The organism is Bacillus sp. HMF5848, from assembly GCF_003944835.1.
Lineage (GTDB): Bacteria > Bacillota > Bacilli > Bacillales > HMF5848 > HMF5848.
Window position 1 is genome coordinate 3,498,982 of record NZ_RWIV01000001.1, and the last position, 25,750, is coordinate 3,524,731.

Annotated in this window: 25 protein-coding genes and 1 pseudogene; 6 read left to right on the plus strand and 20 right to left on the minus strand. The window is 36.5% G+C overall.

Translation table 11 applies throughout. The features are described from left to right. Positions 1 to 122: 122 nt before the first annotated feature. Complete coding sequence (locus EJF36_RS16800; RefSeq protein ID WP_125907401.1) at positions 123 to 1,286, minus strand: iron-containing alcohol dehydrogenase; 1,164 nt, start codon at positions 1,284 to 1,286, stop codon at positions 123 to 125. Between the two features lie 225 nt (positions 1,287 to 1,511). Here EJF36_RS16800 and EJF36_RS16805 point away from each other — a divergent pair, with 225 nt between their 5' ends. Beyond that, positions 1,512 to 1,739 carry a DUF378 domain-containing protein gene (locus EJF36_RS16805; RefSeq protein WP_125907402.1) on the plus strand — a complete coding sequence of 76 codons (228 nt, stop codon included), beginning with the start codon at positions 1,512 to 1,514 and terminating at the stop codon, positions 1,737 to 1,739. Positions 1,740 to 1,907: 168 nt separating this feature from the next. Here EJF36_RS16805 and yugI read toward each other — a convergent pair whose 3' ends face one another. From yugI to EJF36_RS16820, 3 genes are all read right to left on the minus strand, one after another. Continuing rightward, complete coding sequence (gene yugI / locus EJF36_RS16810) at positions 1,908 to 2,300, minus strand: S1 domain-containing post-transcriptional regulator GSP13 (protein ID WP_125907403.1); 393 nt, start codon at positions 2,298 to 2,300, stop codon at positions 1,908 to 1,910. A gap of 582 nt (positions 2,301 to 2,882) precedes the next feature. Next, positions 2,883 to 4,055, minus strand: a complete 1,173-nt coding sequence (locus tag EJF36_RS16815) for an aminotransferase (protein ID WP_125907404.1) — start codon at positions 4,053 to 4,055, stop codon at positions 2,883 to 2,885. Next, complete coding sequence (locus tag EJF36_RS16820; protein WP_125907405.1) at positions 4,052 to 4,552, minus strand: Lrp/AsnC family transcriptional regulator; 501 nt, start codon at positions 4,550 to 4,552, stop codon at positions 4,052 to 4,054. Before EJF36_RS16820 ends, EJF36_RS16815 begins: the two co-directional genes overlap by 4 nt. Before the next feature lie 161 nt (positions 4,553 to 4,713). On the opposite strand from EJF36_RS16820, the gene EJF36_RS16825 reads away from it, so the two are divergent. After that, positions 4,714 to 5,529, plus strand: a complete 816-nt coding sequence (locus EJF36_RS16825; RefSeq protein WP_125908430.1) for an alpha/beta fold hydrolase — start codon at positions 4,714 to 4,716, stop codon at positions 5,527 to 5,529. Between the two features lie 78 nt (positions 5,530 to 5,607). Here EJF36_RS16825 and EJF36_RS16830 read toward each other — a convergent pair whose 3' ends face one another. The 3 genes from EJF36_RS16830 to EJF36_RS16840 are packed head-to-tail and all read right to left on the minus strand — an operon-like array spanning position 5,608 to position 8,673. Then, entirely contained in the window at positions 5,608 to 7,011 is a 1,404-nt protein-coding gene (locus EJF36_RS16830; RefSeq protein ID WP_125907406.1) for a sensor histidine kinase, read from the minus strand. Then, the gene (locus tag EJF36_RS16835) at positions 7,011 to 7,691 is read right to left on the minus strand and encodes a response regulator transcription factor (protein ID WP_125907407.1); all 681 of its coding nucleotides are present in this window, start codon (positions 7,689 to 7,691) and stop codon (positions 7,011 to 7,013) included. Before EJF36_RS16835 ends, EJF36_RS16830 begins: the two co-directional genes overlap by 1 nt. Next, positions 7,684 to 8,673 (minus strand): YncE family protein, encoded by a 990-nt coding sequence (locus EJF36_RS16840; protein ID WP_125907408.1) that lies wholly within the window; start codon positions 8,671 to 8,673, stop codon positions 7,684 to 7,686. Before EJF36_RS16840 ends, EJF36_RS16835 begins: the two co-directional genes overlap by 8 nt. Before the next feature lie 301 nt (positions 8,674 to 8,974). Here EJF36_RS16840 and EJF36_RS16845 point away from each other — a divergent pair, with 301 nt between their 5' ends. After that, positions 8,975 to 9,490, plus strand: a complete 516-nt coding sequence (locus EJF36_RS16845) for a nitrous oxide reductase accessory protein NosL (protein ID WP_260471929.1) — start codon at positions 8,975 to 8,977, stop codon at positions 9,488 to 9,490. 59 nt (positions 9,491 to 9,549) lie between these two features. On the opposite strand, the gene EJF36_RS16850 is transcribed toward EJF36_RS16845, so the two are convergent. The 4 genes from EJF36_RS16850 to EJF36_RS16865 form a co-directional block, all read right to left on the minus strand. Continuing rightward, entirely contained in the window at positions 9,550 to 10,278 is a 729-nt protein-coding gene (locus EJF36_RS16850; RefSeq protein WP_125907409.1) for an ABC transporter ATP-binding protein, read from the minus strand. Then, positions 10,268 to 11,101 (minus strand): ABC transporter permease, encoded by an 834-nt coding sequence (locus EJF36_RS16855; protein ID WP_125907410.1) that lies wholly within the window; start codon positions 11,099 to 11,101, stop codon positions 10,268 to 10,270. The genes EJF36_RS16850 and EJF36_RS16855 overlap by 11 nt, the downstream gene beginning before the upstream one ends. A 171-nt stretch (positions 11,102 to 11,272) precedes the next feature. Beyond that, positions 11,273 to 11,728, minus strand: coding sequence for a nitrous oxide reductase accessory protein NosL (locus tag EJF36_RS16860; RefSeq protein WP_125907411.1), 456 nt, complete (start codon positions 11,726 to 11,728; stop codon positions 11,273 to 11,275). Continuing rightward, positions 11,725 to 13,071: a right-handed parallel beta-helix repeat-containing protein gene (locus EJF36_RS16865; RefSeq protein WP_125907412.1), complete on the minus strand. Its 1,347-nt coding sequence runs from the start codon at positions 13,069 to 13,071 to the stop codon at positions 11,725 to 11,727. The genes EJF36_RS16860 and EJF36_RS16865 overlap by 4 nt, the downstream gene beginning before the upstream one ends. Positions 13,072 to 13,216: 145 nt before the next feature. Between EJF36_RS16865 and EJF36_RS16870 the strand changes: the two genes are divergently transcribed. Both EJF36_RS16870 and EJF36_RS16875 read left to right on the plus strand, forming a co-directional pair. Beyond that, a complete protein-coding gene (locus EJF36_RS16870) occupies positions 13,217 to 14,401 on the plus strand; it encodes a MalY/PatB family protein (protein WP_125907413.1) in 1,185 nt (394 codons plus the stop codon). 33 nt (positions 14,402 to 14,434) lie between these two features. Further along, positions 14,435 to 15,226: a GNAT family N-acetyltransferase gene (locus tag EJF36_RS16875; RefSeq protein ID WP_125907414.1), complete on the plus strand. Its 792-nt coding sequence runs from the start codon at positions 14,435 to 14,437 to the stop codon at positions 15,224 to 15,226. Between the two features lie 66 nt (positions 15,227 to 15,292). Here the strand turns inward: EJF36_RS16875 and EJF36_RS16880 are convergent, their stop codons facing one another. The 4 genes from EJF36_RS16880 to EJF36_RS22030 all read right to left on the minus strand — a co-directional run bounded on the left by EJF36_RS16880 (position 15,293) and on the right by EJF36_RS22030 (position 18,893). Continuing rightward, positions 15,293 to 15,880: a superoxide dismutase family protein gene (locus EJF36_RS16880; RefSeq protein ID WP_125907415.1), complete on the minus strand. Its 588-nt coding sequence runs from the start codon at positions 15,878 to 15,880 to the stop codon at positions 15,293 to 15,295. Between the two features lie 70 nt (positions 15,881 to 15,950). Then, the gene (locus tag EJF36_RS16885) at positions 15,951 to 16,160 is read right to left on the minus strand and encodes a hypothetical protein (RefSeq protein WP_125907416.1); all 210 of its coding nucleotides are present in this window, start codon (positions 16,158 to 16,160) and stop codon (positions 15,951 to 15,953) included. Between the two features lie 153 nt (positions 16,161 to 16,313). Then, on the minus strand, positions 16,314 to 16,934 hold the full coding sequence (gene kapD / locus EJF36_RS16890; RefSeq protein WP_125907417.1) for a 3'-5' exonuclease KapD: 621 nt from the start codon (positions 16,932 to 16,934) through the stop codon (positions 16,314 to 16,316). A gap of 345 nt (positions 16,935 to 17,279) precedes the next feature. Beyond that, positions 17,280 to 18,893, minus strand: coding sequence for a response regulator transcription factor (locus EJF36_RS22030; protein WP_125907418.1), 1,614 nt, complete (start codon positions 18,891 to 18,893; stop codon positions 17,280 to 17,282). Positions 18,894 to 19,133: 240 nt separating this feature from the next. Here EJF36_RS22030 and EJF36_RS16900 point away from each other — a divergent pair, with 240 nt between their 5' ends. Continuing rightward, a complete protein-coding gene (locus EJF36_RS16900; protein WP_125907419.1) occupies positions 19,134 to 20,336 on the plus strand; it encodes an MFS transporter in 1,203 nt (400 codons plus the stop codon). A 173-nt stretch (positions 20,337 to 20,509) separates the two neighbouring features. Here EJF36_RS16900 and EJF36_RS16905 read toward each other — a convergent pair whose 3' ends face one another. From EJF36_RS16905 to EJF36_RS16920, 5 genes and pseudogenes are all read right to left on the minus strand, one after another. Beyond that, positions 20,510 to 20,836 carry an STAS domain-containing protein gene (locus EJF36_RS16905; RefSeq protein WP_125907420.1) on the minus strand — a complete coding sequence of 109 codons (327 nt, stop codon included), beginning with the start codon at positions 20,834 to 20,836 and terminating at the stop codon, positions 20,510 to 20,512. An 11-nt stretch (positions 20,837 to 20,847) separates the two neighbouring features. Next, positions 20,848 to 21,669, minus strand: a complete 822-nt coding sequence (locus tag EJF36_RS22250; RefSeq protein WP_395940644.1) for a methyl-accepting chemotaxis protein — start codon at positions 21,667 to 21,669, stop codon at positions 20,848 to 20,850. Next, a pseudogene (locus EJF36_RS22255) lies at positions 21,664 to 22,434 on the minus strand (MCP four helix bundle domain-containing protein); the annotation flags it as partial. The gene EJF36_RS22250 and the pseudogene EJF36_RS22255, both read right to left, overlap by 6 nt. Positions 22,435 to 22,452: 18 nt before the next feature. After that, complete coding sequence (locus EJF36_RS16915; protein WP_125907422.1) at positions 22,453 to 25,017, minus strand: chemotaxis protein CheW; 2,565 nt, start codon at positions 25,015 to 25,017, stop codon at positions 22,453 to 22,455. Further along, the gene (locus tag EJF36_RS16920) at positions 25,010 to 25,468 is read right to left on the minus strand and encodes a chemotaxis protein CheW (RefSeq protein ID WP_125907423.1); all 459 of its coding nucleotides are present in this window, start codon (positions 25,466 to 25,468) and stop codon (positions 25,010 to 25,012) included. Before EJF36_RS16920 ends, EJF36_RS16915 begins: the two co-directional genes overlap by 8 nt. Positions 25,469 to 25,750 lie beyond the last annotated feature (282 nt).

A 25,750-nucleotide genomic window follows, 5' to 3' on the forward strand; every position in this document is an offset into this window, starting at 1 on the left:
TGTTACAGATGAAAAATATAATGTTCTAAAGAAATTAAAAGGGGCACATGATTCGAATACAAGGAGGAACACAAGAAAAAACCACTTGAGCATATTATGTTACGCTCAAGTGGTTTTGGCTCTTATAATGATGCCGTTAATATAGACTCAACATCTTGTTTGTTTAACTTCTTGAAATTACCGAACTCACCAAATGTTAACGTTTTATCTGCCATTAAGTCGATTTTTTCATCATTGATATCGTAGTTAGCTAAACGTGATGGCGCTCCAATGCTGTTCCAGAACTCACGTAATTTATCAATTCCTTCAAGTCCAATTTCCTTGTCAGTTTTACCAGCCGGATCAACACCAAATACACGTATTGCTAATTGTTTGGCACGCTCTGGATTTACATCAATGACGTGCTTCATCCAATTTGGGAAGATAATGGCTAATCCCCCACCATGTGGGATGTCATAAACAGCTGATACAGCATGTTCAATATTGTGCGTCGCCCAATCTCCGCTGTACCCCATTGACACATGGCCGTTAAGAGCAATCGTACCACAATATAATATCGTTTCTCTATACTCGTAATTTTCTAAGTCCTCAAGAAGCTTTGGACCCGTCTCCATCACTGTTTGTAATATAGACTCACACATACGGTCCTGTAAAGGCGTATTCGTTTGTGGGTGATAATAGTGCTCAAACACATGAGACATCATATCAACTATCCCATAAATAGTTTGGTCTCGAGGCACAGAGTAAGTGTGTACAGGATCTAAGATAGAGAATTTAGGATATGAGAACAAGCTGCCCCACCCGTATTTCTCATTTGTTTCCCAATTTGTAATAACAGAACCCGGATTCATCTCCGAACCAGTTGCTGCTAATGTTAAAACAGTTCCAAACGGCAATGCACCCGTTGGCTGTGCTTTACGGGTAATAACGTCCCAAATTTCTCCGTCAAATTTTGCACCAACAGCAATAGCTTTTGTACAGTCAATAACACTGCCGCCCCCAACTGCTAATATAAAATCAACATCTTCTGAACGACAAATATCAATTCCTTTATGCACAGTCGATAAGCGTGGATTTGGTTCAACACCTGAAAGTTCAACCACTTCACATTCAAGATCCTTTAAAATGGCCATGACATTGTCATAAATACCGTTGCGTTTTATGCTACCGCCACCATAAACAACAAGCACTTTTTTACCGTATTTCGGTACTTCTTGACTTAATCTTTCGAGTTGCCCTTTTCCAAAGATTAGTTTTGTTGGGTTTTGAAATACGAAGTTATCCATTGTATCGCCTCCATTAATATGTATGATGAGAAAAGAATTCATAACATGTTGTTAACGTTTGCTTTTCCCAGAACGGGAACTAAACAATAAAAAAATGAGTTTACTGGTCCCCTTTCATTATCTCCAAAAAAACTTTTACTTGTAAAGAAATTCGCATGAATATTTGTTGCTTATTTTGCTCAACATATTTATGAAAGTAAAAATAAATGCAAGGAGGAGATCTCTTTGAGCACAATACAGCGTATAGCACTACTACTTACTATTATTGGTGCTGTGAACTGGGGATTAATTGGCTTCTTTAATTTTGATTTGGTGGCAGCTATTTTTGGAGAAGGCTCAGCATTCTCACGTATCATCTATTCTCTTGTGGGGATTGCTGGACTTATTAACCTTGGTTTGTTATTTATGCCTCAAGAAGAAAGAGCAACTGGTGCAGAACCAACAACAAAATAAACGCAACATCCTCGCTTAGGCGTTAACCCTTTAAATGGTTAACGCCTAAGCTTTTGTAAGACTAGAGGCAGCTCCAATCTTTTCTAAGAAACAACTAAGCCTCCCGAATATATTTTGACTGAAGTGATTAAATCTATAAAAAAAAGCAACCCTCAGGTTGCTTTTTTATTACTTACGTACTAAATCTTCACGCTTAGATTGTTCAATCCAATCTTGTAGTTTATCTTTTAATGTATTAAATCCTTGACCGTTTTCTTCTACAATTGGTTGTTTAACTTGTTTCTTAGGGCGTGGCTTACGTGGAGCTCTTTCTACTTGAGCTGGTGCTTCTTGAGTAGCTTTTATTGATAAGCTTAACTTGCCGTTGTCCTCAACTGTTAGCACCTTAACTTCTACTTCATCACCGATCTTTACAAATTCATCGATATTTTTCACATAACCATGAGCAATCTCTGAAATGTGAACTAAACCTTGAGTATTTTCTTCAAGAGCAATAAATGCTCCATAAGGTTGAATACCTGTTACTTTACCTTTTAAAACTTGACCTACTTCATACGTCATATTAACAACTCCTAAATTTTTTTTTCGATTAAGAGCTAGAGCTTATCATTTTAAAAATAAACTTACTGTTTTTGTAAAAAACCATCTAGTTTATTGTTCGCAGTTACTAGCTCTTTTGGTTATATACAGTCACTTAATACGCAATTAAAAATTTTATCATACATTGCAGTATTTAGCAAAGGGTTCATCATAATTACCATTATATGTTACATATTTATTTTTATTGTACGTTTAAAATTTACCAAAATAGGAAAGGATACTATTATAAGGCTTTCTAGTATTCCCCCCTTTTTATTTGGACAAAACCAGTTGGTTATGTCCTTTTTTTTATGTGTAATTTCATTTTTATCTTTTATCATTACATTCGGTGAATCATTCATTTCATTTTTGTCATACTTATTATTTCACCAAAATGTATATATGAGCTTTTATTTTTTTATATAAGCGCTATGTAAACTTTCCCATGCCATGAAAGCATACAATTGCCATAGTTGAAGAGGGAAGGACATAAACGTTTTAATTTTTTGCTTATAATATAATGTCATAAAAAAAGCACCGGAAATACCCGGCACTTAATAAGAGTTATTGATAGTTTTTCACAAACCGTTCCATTCTCTTTACTGCTTCTTGAAGCTGTTCTAAAGACGATGCATAGGAGCAGCGCACATGACCCTCTCCACATTGTCCAAAGACGTCACCCGGGACGACAGCAACCTTTTCCTCAATAAGTAATTGTTCAGCGAATTGCTGTGAAGTCAAACCAGTGATTTCTACAGAAGGAAACGCATAAAACGCACCACCTGGTATATGACATGTAAGCCCTATCTCATTTAATGAGGTTACAAAGTAATTACGTCTTCGTCGATAGCTTTTCTTCATATTAGCTACGCCTTCCAAGCCGGATTGTAATGCTTCAATGGCAGCATATTGAGCATTAATAGGAGCGCACATCATCGTATATTGATGAATCTTCAACATTGCCTTCGCAAGTTCTTCTGTTGCTGCTACATATCCAAGCCTCCATCCGGTCATCGCAAATGCCTTAGAAAATCCTGACACTAAAATTGTCCGGTCAAACATACCATCAAGTCCAGCAAAGCTACAATATTCATCTTCATATGTTAGCTCTGCATAGATTTCATCCGATATCACTACTAAATCATGCTCATTTATTACTTCCGCTAAAGCTTGAAGATCAGCTTTTGTCAGCACCGTTCCTGTGGGATTATTAGGAGAACACAACATAATTGCCTTTGTTCTACTCGTTATCGCTTCTTTTAATGTGCTTGCTGTAAGTTTAAAATCATCCTCTTTTGATGTAGAAACGACAACGGGCTTGCCGCCCGCAAGCGCGACAAGAGGGGCATATGACACAAAGCTAGGTTCTATTACTATTACTTCATCTCCCGTATCCACTGTGGCACGAAGAGCTAAATCTAACGCCTGACTAGCTCCTACAGTGACAACTATTTCTGATGTTGGATTATACTGAATCGAAAAACGTGTCTCTAAATAATTAGCTATTTCGTATCGAAGTGCTAACAAACCACTATTTGCCGTATAAGATGTATACCCTTGTTCGAGTGAGGCAATACATGCTTCCCGAATGGACCACGCAGTAACAAAATCAGGTTCTCCCACACCAAGCGAAATGACATCTTCCATACTTGCTGCTAAATCAAAGAATTTACGAATCCCAGATGGTTTTAGCTCCGTCACTGTTTTGGATAGATATTGCTTTGTTTTTGATGTCATGGAGACACCACAATTCGCTTATCCTTATTCCGCTCATCGAAAATAGTCCCGTCATGTTTGTATTTTTTCAAAATAAAATGTGTTGTCGTTGACAATACAGAATCGAGTGTAGATAACTTATCTGAGACAAACTGAGCGATTTCAGACATAGTACGCCCTTCAATAATAACCGATAGATCATAAGCACCCGACATGAGATATACAGAACGCACTTCTGAGAATTTGTATATACGCTCTGCAATTTCATCAAAGCCTACACCACGCTTAGGGGTAACCTTCACGTCAATCATCGCTGTCACTCCTTCTAACCCATCGACCTTTCGCCAATCCACAACAGTTGCATACTTCAAGATGACATGATGTTCTTCCAATTTATTAATGGTGGCTTGCACATCGGCCTCCGAAAGCTGAAGCGCTTTTGCAAGAACATCAAGTGGCATCCTCGCATCATTTTGTAAAAGCTCAAGCAATTCAATTTCTTTTTCATTTAGTAGCAAGTAAAACCCTCCCGAAAAACAAGAATTTTCAGTCTATTATACAGCTTTTTGACCGAATAAAAAATAGATTTTTTTCTGCAATCTTGCACTTGTTAAAAATTTACTTATTTGTTTTTCACAAATATACATACACTATCGCTATATATAAGTGAGAGGTGAGAATAGTGGCAACCATTCCCCAATCTATTACCATTAGAGGCGTAAAAGTATATTACGAGCTCACTCCATGGAAGGACAAGCCTGTTATCGTGCTTATACACGGATTTTTGTCGTCGTCTTTTAGTTATCGGCGCTTAATTCCATTATTAAAGGAATCTTATACAGTTTTAGCGGTTGACTTACCCCCATTTGGTAAGAGCGCAAAGGTAAAGAACTTTGTATACTCTTATGCCAATATGGCCCAAATTGTTATCGAGCTTCTCCAACGTCTTCAGCTTACACAGGTTACTTTAGTAGGACACTCCATGGGCGGACAAATCGCTTTAAATATCGCAAAGCAAAAACCTGATATTGTAAAAAAATTAATTCTTTTATGTAGCTCAGGTTATTTAAGTAAAGCATCAAAACCAATGATTTACTTTTCTTACTTACCTTTCTTTTCATTAGTTATAAAAGCGTGGTTATATTCAAAAGGCACACATGGAAATCTTCAAAACAGTGTGTTTGACCACAGTTTAATTGATGAAGAGATGCTTCGAGGCTACGAGGAACCGTTTCATGACGAAAGCATATATCATGCCTTAACTAAGATGCTGCGTCATCGCGAGGGTGATTTACCGGCTGAAGACCTTCGGACTATTCGTACTCCCAGTCTTTTAATATGGGGCGAAAATGATAAAGTAGTGCCGATTGAAATAGGAGAAAGACTCCATAAAGATTTACCAAGCTCTCATTTTGTTTCATTTACACAAACAGGACATCTTGTTCCTGAGGAGAGACCTTTGCCCGTTTATGAGCACATGTTAGAATTTATATAAATAGCCGCCAAACGTTACTTTGGCGGCTTGACTTATCTGGTTAAGTATATTTTCAACAGAACTCAACCTACAACCTCTCTACACCTTTAAAACGGGTAATGTAATAAGAACGGTCGTACCTTTCCCTGTTGAACTAACAAATTGAATAGATCCATTATGATATTCAATAATTCTTTTTGTAATAGCTAACCCTAACCCCGTACCGCCATCTTTTCTAGTACGCGCTTTATTCACACGAAAGAATTTTTCTCCTAAGTATTGAAGATCCTCTTCGGAAATTCCACAGCCAGTATCTTGAATTGAGATAGTACAAAAAGACTCATCTCCGCTCATTGAGACAGTAATAGCACTTTGTTCAGGAGAGTATCGAACTGCATTATCAAGTAAATTGTGCAGCACTTGCTCTATTCGATCTGCATCCGCCTCTACCACCACTTCAGGGTCTGTGCTGAGCTTCAACTTTAACTGCTTTTCAGCAAATATTGGCGCGTACGTTTGCAATGTATCTTCTATTAACTGGGCAAGCACAAGCGGTGTTTTGTTTATAGGGAAATCGCCGCTCTCTAACAGAGACAGATCTAACAAGTCATTAACAAGCCGCTTCATTCTTTTTGCTTCTTTTAATATAATTTGTAAGTATCCGCGCTCTTTATCCTTAGACGTGACCATACCCTCTAATATTGCTTCTGAATAGCCTTGAACGTAACTAAGTGGTGTTCGTAGTTCATGTGATACAGTTGAAATAAATTCCTTTTTCCGATGATCCTCATTTCTTATTGCTTCAATCATCTGATTAAAGGTATGAGCTAGTTGACCTATTTCATCATTAGATTGAACGTCTACTGTCTCACTAAAATCTCCTTTTGAAAGACGTATCGCTACTTTTTCGATTTTGCGAAGTGGATTAGTTAGCTTTTCAACTACTAATTTCCCTAAAAATATTGATAATACGATATATAAAATGGCTGCCAATAACCATATATACCCTGCATCATTATTTACCTCTTCTACACTAGCTAAAGGCACATATAAATATATGATTCCTGCTAAGCGAAGGTCATCTAAAAGTGGAACAATAACACCCATTATTTGTCGTTGAAATCTTGTTTCATAACCAAGCTTAACAACAACATCACCCGTTAACAAAGTATCTCGATCTTCTTCAGTTATAAGAGTATCTACGTCCACCTCATATGGTAAACATGCCGCTAAATCTTTAGGATTATCAACTAGTAATACATCTGTTTGTGATACAGAATTGTACCATTCAATTTGCTTTCTGAGGTCATCATGAATTGGCCCCCCCGCATATTCATGAGCCAATTGAAATCCTTCATGCGTTAATGTTTCTTGAACATTATTAACATATATTTGCTGATAAAAATAATGAAATAATAAATATGAAATTAACAACGTTCCTACAATAACAATACTGACGAGTAACCATATTTTTTGCGCTAGTGAAAATCGTACCGTTCCCATTATGACACCTCAAATTTATACCCGACACCCCACACCGTTTGAATACATGAGCCAGCTTCACCAAGTTTAATACGTAATGTTTTAATGTGTGTATCAACCGTTCTTGTACTTCCTTCATAATCATAGCCCCAAATGGTTTCAAGTAAAATATCACGACTAATTACTTGGTTCACATGCCGGATGAAATAGTGAAGTAAATCAAACTCTTTTAACGTAAGCGTGACAGGTTGCCCAGAAACTTTCACTTGTCTTCCTTTAGAATCAACTTCTAGTATGCCATATTTTTCAAAATCACCTTCTCTAAATGGACTGCGATTTACTCTTCTTAATACAGCATCAATACGAGCAACTAATTCTCCTGGACTAAAGGGCTTCACTACATAATCATCTGCACCAGCTTTCAGTCCCCTGACACGGTCCCACTCTTCACCTTTTGCCGTTAAAAAAATGATTGGAATATTACTACTTTCTCTTATCTTTTCACAAAGCTCAAACCCGTCCACTTCTGGCATCATAATATCTAATAAAACTATATCTACCACAGACGTTTCAATTTTTTGAAGGGCTTCTTTTGCATTACTAGCTTCCTCACAATGCAACCTAGAATTCTCTAAATACATGCGAATTAAATTCCTCATATCTTCTTCATCATCAACAATTAACACCATGACTTCATTCATCGCTCTCACGTCCCTCTCTTACATGTATACGAAACGGTCCCCGTCCAACTTGTATCTTGGACTTTATTTTCAAATCAGAAGTATCTAATATGAATATTTCATCACTATCATAACTAGCAATATATAAATCCTTATCAACTATTTTAATATCGAATAAGTTGGAGCCAATCTGCATAGCTGCCAATTCACTTTTAGTTAGACGATCAAACTTCCTAACTGTACTTGACCCATGGCTTATAGAAAACACCGCACTGTCGTTGGCGGCAAAATTTACTGGCATAATGGGGGCCTTTATAGTTTGGGTCAGTTCATTTGTTGCAAGAGAATAAATATGGATGGTGTCTCCAATCTCATTTCCAGCACCATGACCTCCAAGCCATATCTCTTGTTCGTCCTCAATTACTATTCCTCCTGCTGAAGACGGATTAATAGTGAATGTATCTACAATTTTGTGTTGTGTATTATCAACAACAGATAGTTTTGTATCATCATAGTTGATAACATAGGTTTTTTGTTGCTTCGGTCCTTGAAAAATACCGAAAGGCTTTGGCCCTGTTGCTATTTGCTTTTTTTCTTCACCAGTACTTGAAAACACACGAACTCCTTGTATAGTTTGATCTACTAAGAATATATTACCAGTTTGCTCTATAACCGTTCCATTTACTATTCCTTGTCCAATATCCCATGTTTCTTTCAAGCGTCCCTTTGACAAATCATATATGTATAAACCATCCAATTGCTTTCCGTATACCGCGATTAAATTGGGATCTGGCAACACAAAAGCGCCCGTGATAGGGATAAATAGCTTCCATTCAGTTACCAACTCATGTGTGTCAGTATTAATAAATGAAAGGCTACCTTCTTTTATATTTACACTTACAACAACAGACATATTCGGGGGAATCGGTTCAAAGGAAGACTTAGTACAACTGGTAAGCAGTAATACAATGATAATGCTAGTCAATATCACATATTTTCTCATTTTGTCTCCCCTTATCCATGCGACGTAAACACTGCTAACTCGAAAAAGCTTTGCAGAGTACTAAGTAAATACTTACAGCCCTCACTACAAACACACGTTGACAAACATAGTTTTACTATTATTTATACTATATAATTATTATACTAAGGATTTGTGTAATAGTAGTGAAATAATGCGATTATTGTCGGGAATTTGTATTAATTTTGAAACACAATATTCAAATTTTCAATTTGAAAACCTCACAGTTTTCTTTCATTTTGCTGATATGATGTATAGAGACAACATTAAAGGGGGAAGTCTTTTGAGAAAAAAATTATTTTTAACCATTTCTTTAGTACTAATCGCACTTATATTAGGTGCATGTGGACAAGATGATACTACAACAATGACCACCTCTCACGATCCAACAGAGCCTCATGATGAATCAACTTGTGCATTTTGTAATATGAAAATTTACTTAAAAGACGACGAAATGGGAGTATTCACTGCTCAAGCTATTACCGAAGACGGAAAAACTTTATTTTTTGACGACTCTGGTTGCTTGTTAAATTACGAAAGAAAAGATGATGCATTAGCGCTAGAGACAAAGTGGGTACGAGATTATGTATCACAAGAATGGCTAAAAGCAGGAGATGCATCTATTGCTCATGCCGATATAAAAACACCAATGAAATACGGATATGTCTTTTTTAGTTCAGATCAAGATGCGAAGGATTTTGTAACTAACAACGCTAATCTTAACGCCAAGTCTTCTTCTTGGGAAGATATTGACGCTGTATCAAAAGAAAGATTTATGAAAAAAATGGGGCATAAATAATAAATAACAAAAGGAAAAGGCTATTCCAAATAAAATGGAACGGCCTTTTTTTCATTCATTTATTTAGAACGTCTATCAAAAGATTGAAACAACACATCTTCTAGTCTCTGAACTTGTCCGTCATCACCAACACATAAGTTATTAATACCGTCATTTATTACAACTTTCCCATTATCAATAAAAACCATTTTGTGTGCTATATCTTCTACAACTGAAAGAATATGAGATGAAAAAATGACTGTCTTTTCATTCTGAATAAGCTCCAGAACCATTTGTTTAAAAGCATGCACCCAGTAAGGATCAAGACCATTTGTCGGCTCATCAAGAATAATGATAGGCGCACTAGATAAAAGAGCCTGTGCTAAAGCTAGCCTTTGCTGCATACCTTTCGAATATTCCTTTACTTTCTTATTCCGTTCGTCATAAAGTCCTGTTTTTTCTAATAATTCTTGTACTTTATTAGTCGACGCTCCTACGAGCCTCGCATAAAAAGTGAGTACTTCCGCTCCGGTCAACACACCTTGAAATTGTAAATTATCTGGCATATAACTAAACATAGATTTATATGAATGTTTCTCGCTACTTATCCCCATCATATGAATGGAGCCATAATCAGGCTTTAAAATACCTGTCATCATTTTAATAATTGTACTTTTGCCTGCACCATTCCCCCCACAAATTGCAAAACACTCGCCTTTTTGTACGGAAAAAGATATATCGGTTACACCATTTATCTTAGAATACATCTTTGTAACTTTTTCTAGTCGAAGGACTTCATTATTTTCCATTGTATGCCCCCCTTTTAACTAGCAGCACTGTTATGAGCAAAGGCAGTATAGTCCATAGTATAGTAGATGAAGCAAAAGCAATTTGCCCTACTAATCCCTCTGCCCAAATCGTCATATCGTATAAAGAAGGTCCGAACACAGTCCCACTTCCCATCGCAACAATCGTCCATACACGAACGATTTCAACTGGGTTGATAAGTATTGAAGCAGTAAACATTGGCAAAATCGCTTGTTTTGGTATGATGGAAGCTATACCCATAATGACAAACTCAAAAAATAAAACAAAAAAAGCCCAGCTCATTATACTAACACCTAAAGCTTGAAATCTGTTACTTGATATAATTCCAACAAATATACTTATCGCTAAAAACATCATAGCTAATAAAAGTGTAAACCCATAAAAAAGGAAGAAAAGAGAAAGCGGCATATTACCAGCTGATATAAATAAAATAATGAGTGCTAACCCATAGCCAAATGTAACAACAGCGAAAATAGCGATTAACAAACTAATAAATTTACCAACTACAGCTTGAGTTGATGATATAGGATACGTCATCAGTAAAGAAAACAAGCCATTTTCTTTTTCTCCTGAGAAAAAGGTACTGCCTATTAATAACGTTAACAAAGGAATAATGAAAAGGCACAAATTTAGTAAACTAGCCGTCATTCTATTAAAGCCAATAAAATCAGCTTTAGCCGTCATGCTGCCGAAATATACTATGGTCACAGCTAAAATAGAAAAAATGGCTGCAAAGCTAAAAATGGATTTGCTTCTTAACAGTATACGTAGCTCATGTGTACATATCGTCCAAATCGTTTTCATAGTTAGTTAGAGAAGGCATCGAATACTAAGATAGCGCCAGGTTGAGCTTAAAGTTGGTCCAGAAGCTAAACGAGAGAATACATTCCTAAGAAAAATGAATTTCCCTCCTAAAGCTACTATGTATGGCGATTAACAAACAATGCGTCCTCTTCTCCTTTCATACATGATTAGTTACTCTACTATCCAATCAGATGCTAGCAATGTATTATAATCTATAACTGCACCGTATCCTTGCTCGGTAATATAAGCTACAGCGTCTTCTTCATTCGCAAAAGCTATCACACCAAATGCCATCGGTGTCCAAAAACGCTTGTCATACGTGAAGTGAGCACTTTGGAAATCAACCCATTCTCCTGTCACAAAGTCTGTTACGTACGATTTCATGATATCGTTTTCGTTTTGTTCTCTTTCTACTATGAACTCCAACATACAACCAATATCATCGAATGTATACACATCACCATTTTTCACAATTACTTCTGTTGCATGATCAATGGCCGCAACACTCATATTGCAAATGACACACACATCTATCTCGGGATTTATATCTCTAGGCTCGTACGAAGGACTCCCTCCGCATCCTGCTAGCAATAAGATAATCGTGCAAAATACTAGTAATCGTTTCATGCTCTGTTCATCCTCCCCCACTGCAGTAATGCAACTGCACTAATGATAAATAGGATACCAATAATTCCTGCAGCTCCATTTCTTCCTACTTCTTTCTCTTCACTTTCTTCATATTCGAAAGGCTTATTCACTGGAAACCTGTCAATACCTTTTTCAACACCTACAGAAGGCAACAAACTTTCCGCAGAGGCCCATGTCTTTATGGCTGGACTTTCAAAGTAAAACTGAAATGTTGGTTGTGCTATTAATAGCTTGTCATACATAGATCCCGCTTCATATGAAGTATCCAAAATCCCATCTCCATCTAAATCAAAGGATTGATGATCATCCCAGTAGTTCCCAATGAAGCCATTATCAATATTAAGATTTCCTTGATCGACTAGTTTGGCTTGTACTACATTCCCAATAAAGTTATTTTTAAAAATGCTGACTTTCACATTTTCATCTGTCATAGCTAAACCTACATGGTTACCGGCTACGGTGTTGTTTTTAATAACAGATTCTCTTAAATCCTCCACCTGAAGTCCATTACTGTTGTACATAATTGTGTTGTTTGAAAAGGTAATTAAATCTGAATCATATAACAGTACACCGTAACCACGATAATGCAACTGCTTTGTAACAATATTATTATGTATATCAACCTGTTTTGTTTCCATAACCATTAAACCATTAATACTATTAAATAACTCATTATAGCTTGCCTCAGCCCCTGATGAATACATAAAGTGCAACGCATAGCGTGCGCCATGAATTTTGTTTCTCGTCAGCATACTATTTTTAGCGAAATCTAAATAAATGCCATCCTGTACGGTGAAAATATGGTTATCGTTTACGGTTGCATGTCCTGTTTTGAATAAGTGCACACCACTTCCTCGTTGAGAGAAATGTAGTGGATAACTTGAAATTTTGTTATTTAAAATCGTAGTTCCTTTTGTTTCAATTGCATAAATGCCAAATAACACTTGTTCTATCGTTATATCTTCTATTTTCACATTGTCACCTGTAATTAAAACACCAGCATCACGATCTTTTTTTCCACTCATACGAATGTTCAAATCTTTAATATGTACATTTGAACTATTGACAGTAATAACGGTTCCTTGACCGCCCCCATCCAATATAGTTCCATTCTCTCCAAAAAGGTTGATTTCTTTGTCAATAACTAGATTCTCTTCGTACAAACCTGCTTTTACGACAATTGAATCGCCATTAGCTGCCTTGTCAATGACACCTTGAATTGATTCCCCTTGCTTAACTATCAATTGTTGTGCAAATACGTTATCGTATGAGCCTATAAAAAACAAACATAATGCAAATATACTGAAAGCATACTTCTGCAATTAAACACCCCATTTACAAGTTCCATATAGTAAATTTTAGCAGATATATGTGATAAAATTTAAAAAAAGAATGTGAACAAAGTATGAACCAAAACTTCGAAAATATGAAACACGTACATCAAATTTTTACACGGAGGCGATAAGTATGACACGTAGCTTTAATGATTTTATTGAAAGGAAGGGCACAAAATCTTTAAAGTGGGACGAAACAAAAAAAGTATTTGGGAAATCTGATGTTTTGCCATTATGGGTAGCAGATATGGACTTTTCAGCACCTGATGAAGTAGTTCAAGCAATTCAAGCAAGAAGTAAGCATCCTATCTTTGGATATACAATCGCAAGTGATGAAACGAAGCAGGCCGTTGTTAACTGGCTACAATCACGGCACAACTGGTCCATTAAAAATGAGTGGGTTACATTCACTTCTGGTGTTGTTCCAGCCTTAGCAGCATGCGTACAGACTTTTACGAACGAGAACGACTCTATATTAATTTTCACACCAGTATATCATCCCTTTTTCCAAGTCATTCAAAAAAACAATCGAAAGCTTATAACAAGTTCTTTATTAATAGAGAATAATCACTATGAGATTGACTTTAATGATGTAGAACAAAAGTTTGCTAACGGTATAAAAGCTATTATATTTTGCAGCCCTCATAACCCTGGCGGTCGTGTTTGGACTAAAAGTGAACTCCAAACTTTAGCCGCTCTATGTAAGAAATACAACGTACTAATTATATCCGATGATATTCACAGTGATTTATTATTAAACAACCATAAGCATATTCCTATTTCACATATTTCCGAAGATAGCCTTCAACGAACTATTACATGCATCGCTCCTAGTAAAACATTTAATCTTGCGGGATTACAAGCTTCTGCTACGATTATTGCAAATAAAGATCTCCGAAAAGCCTATGAAGATCATCTACATAAACAAGGGCATTTTACTCTTAATACATTTGCTATTGAGGGCATCGAAGCAAGTTATCGTTACGGTGCTAAGTGGCTTAATGAAGTTATTGCTTATATAGAAGAAAATGTTCAGCTAGTCCAACAAGTCCTGCCGACTATAGACCCACGTATTCGCATTATGAAGCCAGAAGCAACGTACTTAATTTGGTTAGATTTTCGTGGTTTAGGTATAGAAGAAAAGACTTTACAGTACCATCTTCTAACAGATGGAAAAGTTGCACTTGAACCAGGAAGTCGGTTTGGAGAAGATGGAAGTGGATTTTTCCGCCTTAATGTCGCTTGCCCTCGCTCTACCCTTACAGAAGGATTAGAACGAATAAAACTTGCTGTTGAAGTTGCTGTTAAAAACTTGTAAACTATTAAAAACTATTGAAAGGTCGCGACAGCAATGATTCGAAAGCTATCCAATACAGACCACAAAGCAGTTATGGAATTTCTACAGCCTGAAGCAGCTATGAACCTTTTTATAATTGGTGATATTGAAGCATTCGGTTATGATCAGGATTTTCAAGAAGTATGGGGACAATATGGTGAATCAGAAAAACTACAGGCTGTATTACTACGTTTTTATGATTCATTTATCGTTTACGCGAATGAAAGGTGGCATGCAGAAGAGTTTATCCCCATCATAACCGCTCAGGCAAAACCTTTTCAGTTATCTGGGAAAGCAACGGTTGTTACTAAGATTGCTCCGTTACTATCGCAATACCTAGGCAAAGAGAAGTCAACCTATTATTGTGAGTGCAGAATACCTCCGGTGATTGAGATGAATAGCGTTGAAATCAAACACGCAGCAATAGATGATATCGAGAAGATTATTAATCTTTGGCGCAAAATAGATGAATTTGTTGTTACAGATGCAAGTATTCACATGATGAAGAAGACGATGGAAGCAAATAAGGCTAGAACATACTTCATTGAGAATGAGTCCGGAGAAGTAATGGCATGTGCTTCAACAACTGCCGAAAATTCATTATCCGCTATGATAGTGGGTGTTTGCACACATCCGCATCATCGGGCTAAAGGTCTTGCCACCTCTGTTGTAAGTGAGCTAGTCAAAGACATTACGCAAGAAGGGAAACTAGCTTGCTTATTCTATGATAATCCGAGTGCCGGGCGAATTTATAAACGAATGGGATTTACTGACATAGGACAATGGACGATGTATCGTCCTTTATAATGAGCTGCATTCTTACATGCCGAATGTATAAAATGTAATAAGCGTGCCACTAGTTGGCACGCTTCACTATTTCTCCTCTTTTTCTTTACCTTCTGATGGTTTTTCGACTTTTTCCTCATCTTTTTTCGTGTCGTCTTTTTTAATAATACCACAGGCTATTCTTGCACCTGCATCTCCAGCCGGTTGACTCATACCGTCATCCTTTTTCTCATGTATGACGATAGACGACCCATCCTTTTTATAATATATCGATGTTTTTCCGGACTTTAATGTCACATTCGGAGCCATTAAGGTAGCGGTAACCGTCCCATCATCCTTCACAATTAAGTTCGGTAGATCGCCCGCATGAGCGCCTTCGGGATGCAATAGGCCGTGTTGTTTATCGTCTGGGTTAAAATGTCCCCCAGCTGATTTAAAATCAGGCCCTTTACATTTTCCGATTTCATGAATATGTATAGCATGTTCACCTGGTGGTAACCCCTCTAAGTCCACGTTAAGCTCAACCCCGGAAGTTTGTTCAGCCATCTCTATAATACCTAGCGCATCTCCAGCAGCATTGTACACTTCAACCTCAAGTTTTGTCGGAGGTTGGTCAGAGGCACACCCTGATATTGTTAATATACAAACGCCTACAAGAAGTCGTTTAAACAGCATAAAATCCTCCCACATGTACTTTAGTATAAGGTACATTCTCTCCAAAGGTTTATGCTTTTAAACATCTCGGCTACCTGCGATTGTTATACTCATTCTTCATTTTTTCTTCTAACTCTTTAGCCTTGGCTGCCTCTTTTTTTGAATGGCGTATGAACAAATATGTTGCATATGCAGCTGCACCTGCAAAAATTAAAGTCGTAATAGCACCGGGTATATATTCTAGTTTATTTTCAGGAAAATACGGAATAAAACCTAAAAACCAAATCCCCCAATGAAACATCTACACATCTCCCCTTTTCAAAATTTTCTATATTCAATCGCACTTATATAGCACCTATATCTTATTTAACAATTACGTTTGACAAATATTATACTAAATACCTATGTATAAGCAAAATAAAATGAACCAAATCACTGTATGTAGCGATTCGGTTCAGAACACAAGCTTGTTTTTCAGTTTTTGCCAATCAATTCGCTCTCCAATCGTTGTCATCGGTGGTGCTGATAAATAACGCTTATCCTGTTCAACTAATTTAAAAATATTGTATGTGGTTAATGCATCATCTAGTGCACAATGATGTTTTCCTGTTCCCTCTTTTCCATATTCTTGTACAGCCTTCCATAAGCCAGTTTGGTTTTGATCACCAAAAAACTTTTTATATTCCATGGCCAAATCGCGGGTTTTTCCTGTAAAAGGGAATGGAATGCTTGCTTTATGACAGTTGTTTCTTAGTACCTTCATATCCATATTGCCCCATGTTATAACCGTTGTAGGTGCTTGGCTATCATAGTGACTCAATATTCCGACAAGTTCAGCAAAAGGGATTCCATTTTCCACTTCATCCTGTGTTATAGACAGAAACGACTTACAGCGATGAGAAAGAACTGGAAAAAACCGAGGTTTTACATAGGTGGAGTATGTTTCTTTTTGCTGATTCTTAATTGCTACTAGCCCCACTTCAATTATTTCTGGAAAAAAACCAGGAGGATTTGCTTTTGATTCAGGCATAGAAAACTCAAAATCCAGAAATAAATATTGATGATTGCTATCCAAACAATATACCTCCTTTCTAAATTTTGTATGTTATTATTATAACATTATATGCTAAGAGACACTTAATTTTATAGACAATATAACGATTTTTTTCAGAAGAAAAAGAAAATAAATGTTATGTAGAATTATCTATGTTAAGGAAAAAACTACTCCTCAACCAACATTCTTCTTGATCCCATATATAACAAGGTATTTGTTTTTGTTTTTTACTTATATAACGCTGCTATATAGTCTTAATTAATATCAATGTTAGTCCTAATAATCCATCATTTTAACTTTTAATTGTATACATGTGAGTTTAATAAACGCTCATTAAAAATTCCCAAGAAAAAAGCAAAGCTTCACCTAATTAACAGGCAGCTTTGCTGAGTTTTTTTCTTTGTTGCCATACTCTTCACCAAAGCTCATACGATACATTAGAGCAATCAGTTGTGTTCTGTCCGTGACTCCAAGCTTAGTGAATATATTAGTAATATGATTTTTTACTGTATGAATACTAATAAAAAGCTTCTCTGATATCTCTCGGTTGCTATCTCCTCTTACAATCAGCTCAAGGATTTCTTTTTCACGATTCGTAAGCAGCTTATTAATGTTCTCATCATTTGCCACTTTCTTTGACACTAATGTATTAGTTTCCTCCGCTTTGTCTGATTGACCAATAACTAGCAAATTCTGAAGTGCCATTTCGCTAATACTTGCAACCATCGTTAATACAGTTTCTATTTCTTTCTCTCTATCTTCCTCATATGTCGCTAAAAAGTACCCAATGATTTTTTGTTTAAGAAAGATAGGACAAACCGAATAATTCCCTGATTTGTTTTTCATCAGAGATACCGCCCTATTCTCTTGTACATCATAAGGTAATTCATTCAAGGATATACGGCAAATGTCAGCATCTTGTTTAGTTAGATAATTATAGTGATAGTATTCATTGTTGTTAATTTTTTTAAAAATAATGGCATTGGCACTTTTGCCAAGGACATTAGTCAGTAAATCACTTACGATATATTGTAACTGCTCAACTGAGCCAGCTATATTTGCGACTCTACTTATTTCCATAATAGACGTGGTTTTCATATATAGAGAGTTAAGCGCCTGCTTGTACGATAAACGATCAATGTGATATTCAAAGATTTTAGCAAAAAGCTCAATAATAAGGTCAAAACAAACAGGGAGCTGTTGTTCACTACTCGTTCCAAATAAAAATGCTTTTCTCCCTTCACTTAAAGTAAGTGATAAAGCAAATACTACATTAGAGTACATGTCATGCTCATGAAAAATTTTAGCTCTCATATCATACTTAGTGTTTTCAAAGATAAATAACGTTTTTCTCTTTGATGCGATTACGTCTTCAAAGAACGTTTCTTGTACAGAATATTGTATTCCTTTTAGTAAACCTGCATTCTTACCTACTACTTCTTCAACAGTGAACATTTGGTTTTTTACCGTTGCAAAGCCGATGCAATCAATGTTGCCAATGTTAAATAGTGCACTTTGCAATAAGCTGGCAGTATCTCCACGCACATTATCTAACGCAACAATGGTGTTGTGAAAGCTTGCAATCTCATTTTCTTTTAAATGCGCTTTTAGTAAGGTTGATCCATGAGAAGCAAAGTTCACAATATCAGCCATATACGGATGAAGACTATTTGTTGTGGCCTTTCCTGCCCAAATATAATAAGCTTCTTTTCCTTTATATAATATCGGGGCAATTAACCACGAGTCGTTATTTCTACTAAACGACACAGGATAAACAATATCAGAAAGTATTTTAATTTTTTCACTAACAACTTCACTAAAGCTAGGTGAAGCTTCTTTAAATAACGCTTTGACGTGCGTTTCATCACCTGTCATCGGTGTAACAAAGTGCCCATCTTTCGTTGCAACAAATATTGTTAACCCTAAGGCTCGGCTATATATATCCTGCAAATTATGATATTGACGCATCAAGTTTTCCATTTATAAACCAATCTCCTCGATAAGTATATCTTTATTTGCCCAAGACAACGGAACTTTTCCATTATATTAAGATTAACAAATTATAAACAAACATCCTATAAGTTTTTTGTATGTAAAATGTGGATATAAATCTTCCCAATTTCTATAAAATTCAGTATAATATTTAGATACTCGAAATATTTTCCTCAAAAGAAGGTGTTTTATATTCAAGATACATATTTACGTAGGAACTTAATTATTATGTGGATCGCTAATTTTTTAGTCGCAGCCAGCGCCACAATGGTTTTACCATTTTTATCTCTTTTTATTGAACAGTTAGGTTCATTTAGTGCTTCGTATGTTCAACGGTGGTCAGGTTTGACATTTGGTGTAACGTTTATAGCAGCTCTCATTGTATCGCCACTTTGGGGACGAATGGGTGACAGGTATGGCTACAAACGAGTTTTACTCATTACTGGCTTTGGTATATCTATTAGTATCTTTTGCATGAGCTTTGTTCAAACAGTTGAGCAGCTTTTTGTACTTCGACTCGTTATGGGCTGTGTAACAGGATTTATCCCTACTTCATTAGCACTCATATCGTCGATGGCCCCAAAAGATATTGTAGGCAAAACATTAGGTACATTACAAACAGGTACTGTTTCAGGCAGTTTGTTCGGTCCTATGTTAGGCGGTTTGTTAGCAGATTCAACTGGATTTTCTATTACCTTTTTAATAACATCTATTGCGATTGCTTTCGCAACGTTCATTGTGCTTGTCGGTGTGAAAGAGCTTAAAAAGCCAAAAGTAGAAGGTAGCTCTGCTAAACGATATGATAGGAAGGCAGTTTGGCGTTACATACTTCATCATCCTATTTTATTTTCACTTATGTTTATTTCTCTATTAACACAAGCAGCTATATTCAGTATTCAGCCTTTATTAGCTTTGTATGTTTCCGATATGCTACCAGCCGCCACCAATGTTGCATTTATTTCTGGAACAGTTTTTTCAGCTGCTGGGCTTGGCAACTTATTATCAACTCGTAGGTGGGGAAAGCTTGGAGATTCCATTGGCTTTCACAAAGTTATTTTTATACTTTTAATACTTGGTGCTGTCTTTTTTATTCCTCAAGCGTTTGTAACTGAAATATGGCAACTAGCTTTTTGGCGCTTTTTGGTAGGATTATCAATTGGTGGGATTATTCCTTGCTTAACTGCATATGTGCGACAATTATCCCCTTTAGAGTCACAGGGTGAAATATTAGGCTATACTGTTAGCTTTCGTTTTTTAGGCAATGTTGTCGGCCCCATTTTAGGTGGTGTCGTTTCAGGTTATCTTGGTATACACTTTGTGTTTTTTATAACTAGTACACTTCTTCTCATTTGCGCGATCATTTTATGGACTAGTAAGCAAAAAGCTAGTACTGTTAATGAAAAACACTCTGCATTCTTTCAGAATTCATAATAAAAAGAAGTTGCGTGGACTACCTAGTTACTAAATGATTTTACAATATTCGTATCACTAGAAATGATTTTGTCTAATTGTTTGTCACCTTCTCAGTAATCATCTGAACCAGAACTGTAAGGGTTTTTTATATTCATTTAGTTAATAAGACTGCCAAGTAGGCAGTCTTATTATTATTGTCCTTCAATATATCGAATGGCTTCATCTGTCGTTTGAAATATTTTCATAAAACTATGAAACTTCACAACACCAAATATCTCCCTCAATACAGACTCAGGAGCTATTATTACAAGCTCTCTATTTTCCTTTCGAGCTTGAATAACCCCATTAGCAATTACTCCCAAGGCTGAACTATTAAGATATTGCGTTTGACATAAAGATAATATGAAATAATCATATTGCTTTTCTAGAAGAACTTGTATAAACGTTCGGAAGTCTTCAATGTTTTTTATGGTGACATCTTCTTCCCATTTTCCAATATAGTAGGTGTGTGTATTCATATAGATCTCCTTTACACTTTGAAACGACTTGTTAAGCTATTTAAGACTTCAGCCATGCGTGCAAGATCATTTGCTGTTGCTGCTGTTTCTTCTACACTAGCTGCTGTTTCTTCTGTGATCGCTGCAATGTTTTCTACTGATGTAAGAACCTCCTCGCTTTGTGCAGCTTGCTCTTCACTCGCAGCAGCAATACTAGAAACTTTTGTGGCAGACTCTTTTACAAGTTTCACAATTTCTTTAAAGGTGACTCCCGCACTATTTGCTCGCTCATTTCCATTGTTTACAGCTGTAACTGAGCTTTCGGTATTTTGCTGAATGGAATGAATAAGTTCAGAAATTTCTTTTGTTGCTTTACTACTACGTTCGGCCAGTTTACGAACCTCGTCTGCAACTACAGCAAAGCCTTTACCCGCTTCTCCTGCTCGCGCCGCTTCTATGGCTGCATTTAACGCTAATAAATTCGTTTGTTCAGCAATTTCATCAATTACTTCAACAATCTCGCCAATTTGCTCTGATTTTGAAGCTAGTTCAGTAATTTGTTGTTTAATGTTACTCATACCTTCTAATGTCTCTTGCATAACCATGGAGCCATTTGAAGCCGCAGATTCTGTTTTTTGAGAGAAGCTAGAAGCATCCTCTGCATTACGAGAAACCTCTTGAATAGCCTTCGTCATATCCTTAACCATCTCTGTTGTATCTGAAGCCGATTGCGCTTGTTGTTGACTGCCTCCTGCTATCTCCTCTGTACTCGCAGAAATTTCCTCAGAACTTGCTGCTAAATTATCCGCATTTTGACGCACCTCTTGGATAAGTATACGTAAGCCAGACACCATGCTGTTGAAGGATAGTGCAAGTTGACCTAGCTCATCTTTTGATTCATACGTACTTTCCACGGTGAAGTCACCTTGCTCGGCTTTCGCCATCATAGCAGATATTTCTTGAACAGGTTTTGTCATTAATCGTGATAACATCAAACCAAATCCTATTGCGATCCCTGCTGCGACCAAAGTAACAACAATCATTATAATTGTTGCATCACGCATTCCTGTTTCTATTCCTGTATTTAATTTTCCTGCTTCTTCAGCATTAAACGTAACAAGTTCATCTAATAACCCATTCACTTTATCTAATTGTGGTTGCATATTTGATTTGAAGTAGGAGTAAGCCCCTTCTAGATTGCCTCCTTGAATTAGCTCAAATGTTTTGCCACGTTCTATCCGATACCCCTCTAAAGCGGAATCGAGCTCTCCAAGCTTAGTAACTTCAAACTCTTTTAAATATGTATCCCTATACTTTTTTAGTAAAGCATCAAAATCAACAGCTTTACTACTTAGTTCTTCTTCATATTGTTTTACTAATTGTGCATCCTTTGTCGTTATTATTTCAAGCATGAGCGATTCATTGTTACGACTAATAGCACGTGCCTCATTGAGCCAAGCAACCGGTAATAAACGGTCATTGTACATTTCCGATGCCTTGCCACTCATTTGATTCATGTAGAGAAATCCTGTCAAGCTTACAGCAGCTAACGCTATCACACTTCCTACTATTAAAATGATTAACTTCCCAAAAAAGCTACGATTTTTCACCCAATTCATTCCATTCTCTCCCTTCACTTACAGCACTTGTAATTGTTTCACTTCATCTAATTGAAGCAAAGTATCAAAATCTACCAAAGTTAATAAGCGATTCTCAAGATGACATACGCCTTCAATAAAGTTTTCATGCTCTTTTAGTACATTTGCAGGCGCGGCTTCCATTACATCTCTACTAAGCTTCATTACTTCTGAAACTTGATCAACTAACACACCTGCAAGCTGATTACCTATTGCCAAGATCATAATTCTAGATTTCCTATTTAACGGTTGCTTTTGTAAACTAAATCGTTCACGTAAATCAAAGACTGGGATTAACTCACCTCTGAGGTGAATCATACCGATAACAGAAAAAGGAGCATTAATCATCTCTGTAATATGAGGCACCGGAATAATATCTTTTACTTTGGCTATTTCCGCTGCAAACTCTTCTGTTCCTAATTTAAATGTAACTATTTGTAGCTGTTCGTCTTCTTTTTTACTCTCGGCTGCTATTTTGTCTGATGACGTTACTTTAATATTGGTTCCTTCTTCTCTTGCAATAGACAAGGCATCTATAATTAAAGCAACGGATCCATCACCCATGATAGTTGCACCTGCAATATACCTTGGTGTGCCTACATATTTACCTAACGGTTTAATCACAACATCTCGATTACCAAGTGTTTTATCAACAATTAAGCCTACACGCTTATCGGCCAACCCTATTACCACTACAAACACTCGGCTTCTTTTACGCCTTTTAGTTGAAACTGTAGAAGATTTTATTCCAAAATACTCATGCAGTCGCACTAAAGGTATGACACGGTTCCGAACAATACCAACTTCTTGATTTTTTATTGTCTTAATCTGCGATACATCTATCGCTTCAATCTCTTGCACATTTGCTAATGGAATAGCAAACTCTCTTTCGCCTAACTGCACTAATAATGAACTTATAATCGCTAATGTTAACGGTAGCTTAATTGTAAAGGTAGACCCTTGACCTATCTCAGACTCAATATCAATAATTCCATTTAACTTTTCAATATGACTGCGGACAATATCCATTCCTACTCCACGACCAGAAATATCACTTACTTTCTCTGCTGTCGATACCCCTGAGTGAAAAATGAGAAACCGTTTGTCTTTTTCGGTCATATTCGCTATCTCCTCATGAGTTACGATCCCTTTTTCAACAGCCCTTCTTGCAATCTTGTCGGCATCTATCCCTCTCCCATCATCGGAAATCGTAATTACGATGTGGTTTTCTTCATGAGATGCTTTTAATAATACTTGTCCTTTTTCAGGCTTATCTGCCACCTCACGTTCTGTTTGTGACTCCACACCATGATCTATAGCGTTCCGTAACAAGTGAATAATTGGATCACTAATTTCATCTATTAGGTTTCGATCTAGTTCAGTTTCTTTCCCAAGGATTGTAAATTCGATTTCTTTGTTCGATTTTTGAGCTAAATCTCGCACCATTCTAGGAAAACGATTAAACAGCTGTTCAATAGGCAGCATTCTTGTTTTCATCATTCCCTCTTGTAGTTCACTAATGACTTGACTGAAGTGATTTGATATTTCGGAAACTGTTTCAACTGTAGGATGGTTAGGCATTAAATCCTCTAGCTTACTTCTCGCATCACTTAAACGTGTTTGGTCTATAACAAGTTCTCCAACTAAGTTCATCAGATGTTCGAGTCTTGCAATATCAACCCGCACGGTAGGTGAAATTTTAACTTTACCTTTTTCATTTACATTGCCTTCATCTTCTTGATGCTCTTCCTTTATGATTATTTCTTTACGAGTTCCTCTGGAAAAATCATTTAGATTGTCATTTGTAATTTTAGAAATGCTTACTGTACGAATTTCTGAAATACTATTCACTATATTAAAAACTGCTTGCTTGTCTTGAGATGTCACTAGTATATAAACCAGATGGCCATTGAAGTGTGCCTCATCTTCTATCTCAATGGCACTTGGATAACAGCTAATAATCTCTCCAATTTGCTTTAAATTGTTATGAATTAATAGTGCACGGACACTTTTCATGATAGCGCTATCAACAAGACTAATATAAACTGCCATGACTTCTAGATTACTTTGTAAGGCTTGCTCGATGACGTTTTTTTGATACTCATCGAATTTCACTACAGGGAAGGCTATATCGGTTTCATGCTCTACTTTTTCATCCTGTTTGTATTCAAACTGCAACCCATTTTGAATATGTTCTAGTTTCGTCAGCAGTGCTTCTGTCTCGACCTTATCTAGAGAACCCTCAATAATCGCTCGTTTCATATCCCTTATGGCATCTATACAATTAAAAAATAAATCTATCACATTATGATTTACTGAAAGTTGTTCATGACGGATGAGATCTAGAATATTTTCGAAGCTATGAGTAACTTGCTTAAGCTTTTCAAACCCCATAGCAGCACTTGATCCTTTTATAGTGTGCGCGGCCCGGAATAAACATTGCACAACGTCATGATTATAGCCACCTTTTTCAAGTTCTAATATTTGTTCGTCTAAAATTTGCAGCTGCTCATCTACTTCATCTAGGAAAACACCTAAGTACGCTGTCATGTCGAAATCAGTCATATGCAATTCCCTCCTGTTTAGCTTCAGGGAATAATAGTTTTTCTAAGTTTAGAATCCCTATTAACTTATCATTCACTTTCGCAAAACCTTTGAAGCATTCTTTTTCCAAAACATCAAACTCTTTCAATGTTGGTGAAATATTAGTATTTTCAATGAATGTTACCATTTTCACTTCATCTACTAACAGTCCAATACTTTCATTAACAAATTGGACAACAACAATTCTTGACCTTTTAGTTACTGCAAACTCATTTATACGATAGCGGTTATGTAGACTGACAACCGGAATAATACTGCCTCGTAAATTAATCATGCCTAGTATGTAATTTGCAACTCCAGGCACCTCCGTCATCTTTTTTAGTTGTATGATTTCTAATACTTCTTCAATTGTTAGTGCCACTAATTGATTTTGTAATGAAAAAACTACATACTGACGACCAGTAACCTCCATCGTGCACACCTCCTCGTAGAGGAATCGTATTTTGTATTATTATGTCATGGTGACTCGGGACTTTGTTACTAGATTTTAGTGCTATTTTTGCAAAGGATTTGTGAACTAATGTAGGAATGTATTCCCTACATTTTTAGATGCATGTGTTTTAGCAAGTGGGAGATACAGTGTAATTTAACCTGCAAATGTGACGAGAATGGGGAATTAAGGCGAGATACGTCTTCAGTCGAGAGCACACCTATTGATGATATTGCGACAAAAGAATTATAAGGATACTTTTCC

Bases quoted from the DNA above. Each gene is read 5' to 3' on its own strand.
- EJF36_RS16915 (WP_125907422.1), bottom strand. From the start codon at position 25,017: ATGACTGATTTCGACATGACAGCGTACTTAGGTGTTTTCCTAGATGAA.
- EJF36_RS16815 (WP_125907404.1), bottom strand. From the start codon at position 4,055: ATGACATCAAAAACAAAGCAATATCTATCCAAAACAGTGACGGAGCTA.
- EJF36_RS22030 (WP_125907418.1), bottom strand. From the start codon at position 18,893: ATGGAAAACTTGATGCGTCAATATCATAATTTGCAGGATATATATAGC.
- EJF36_RS16905 (WP_125907420.1), bottom strand. From the start codon at position 20,836: ATGAATACACACACCTACTATATTGGAAAATGGGAAGAAGATGTCACC.
- EJF36_RS22250 (WP_395940644.1), bottom strand. From the start codon at position 21,669: ATGGTGTCTGGCTTACGTATACTTATCCAAGAGGTGCGTCAAAATGCG.
- EJF36_RS16840 (WP_125907408.1), bottom strand. From the start codon at position 8,673: ATGAGAAAATATGTGATATTGACTAGCATTATCATTGTATTACTGCTT.
- EJF36_RS16870 (WP_125907413.1), top strand. From the start codon at position 13,217: ATGACACGTAGCTTTAATGATTTTATTGAAAGGAAGGGCACAAAATCT.
- EJF36_RS16900 (WP_125907419.1), top strand. From the start codon at position 19,134: ATGTGGATCGCTAATTTTTTAGTCGCAGCCAGCGCCACAATGGTTTTA.
- yugI (WP_125907403.1), bottom strand. From the start codon at position 2,300: ATGACGTATGAAGTAGGTCAAGTTTTAAAAGGTAAAGTAACAGGTATT.
- EJF36_RS16830 (WP_125907406.1), bottom strand. From the start codon at position 7,011: ATGGGAACGGTACGATTTTCACTAGCGCAAAAAATATGGTTACTCGTC.
- EJF36_RS16855 (WP_125907410.1), bottom strand. From the start codon at position 11,101: ATGAAAACGATTTGGACGATATGTACACATGAGCTACGTATACTGTTA.
- EJF36_RS16875 (WP_125907414.1), top strand. From the start codon at position 14,435: ATGATTCGAAAGCTATCCAATACAGACCACAAAGCAGTTATGGAATTT.
- EJF36_RS16850 (WP_125907409.1), bottom strand. From the start codon at position 10,278: ATGGAAAATAATGAAGTCCTTCGACTAGAAAAAGTTACAAAGATGTAT.
- EJF36_RS16800 (WP_125907401.1), bottom strand. From the start codon at position 1,286: ATGGATAACTTCGTATTTCAAAACCCAACAAAACTAATCTTTGGAAAA.
- EJF36_RS16920 (WP_125907423.1), bottom strand. From the start codon at position 25,468: ATGGAGGTTACTGGTCGTCAGTATGTAGTTTTTTCATTACAAAATCAA.
- EJF36_RS16835 (WP_125907407.1), bottom strand. From the start codon at position 7,691: ATGAATGAAGTCATGGTGTTAATTGTTGATGATGAAGAAGATATGAGG.
- EJF36_RS16885 (WP_125907416.1), bottom strand. From the start codon at position 16,160: ATGTTTCATTGGGGGATTTGGTTTTTAGGTTTTATTCCGTATTTTCCT.
- EJF36_RS16880 (WP_125907415.1), bottom strand. From the start codon at position 15,880: ATGCTGTTTAAACGACTTCTTGTAGGCGTTTGTATATTAACAATATCA.
- EJF36_RS16860 (WP_125907411.1), bottom strand. From the start codon at position 11,728: ATGAAACGATTACTAGTATTTTGCACGATTATCTTATTGCTAGCAGGA.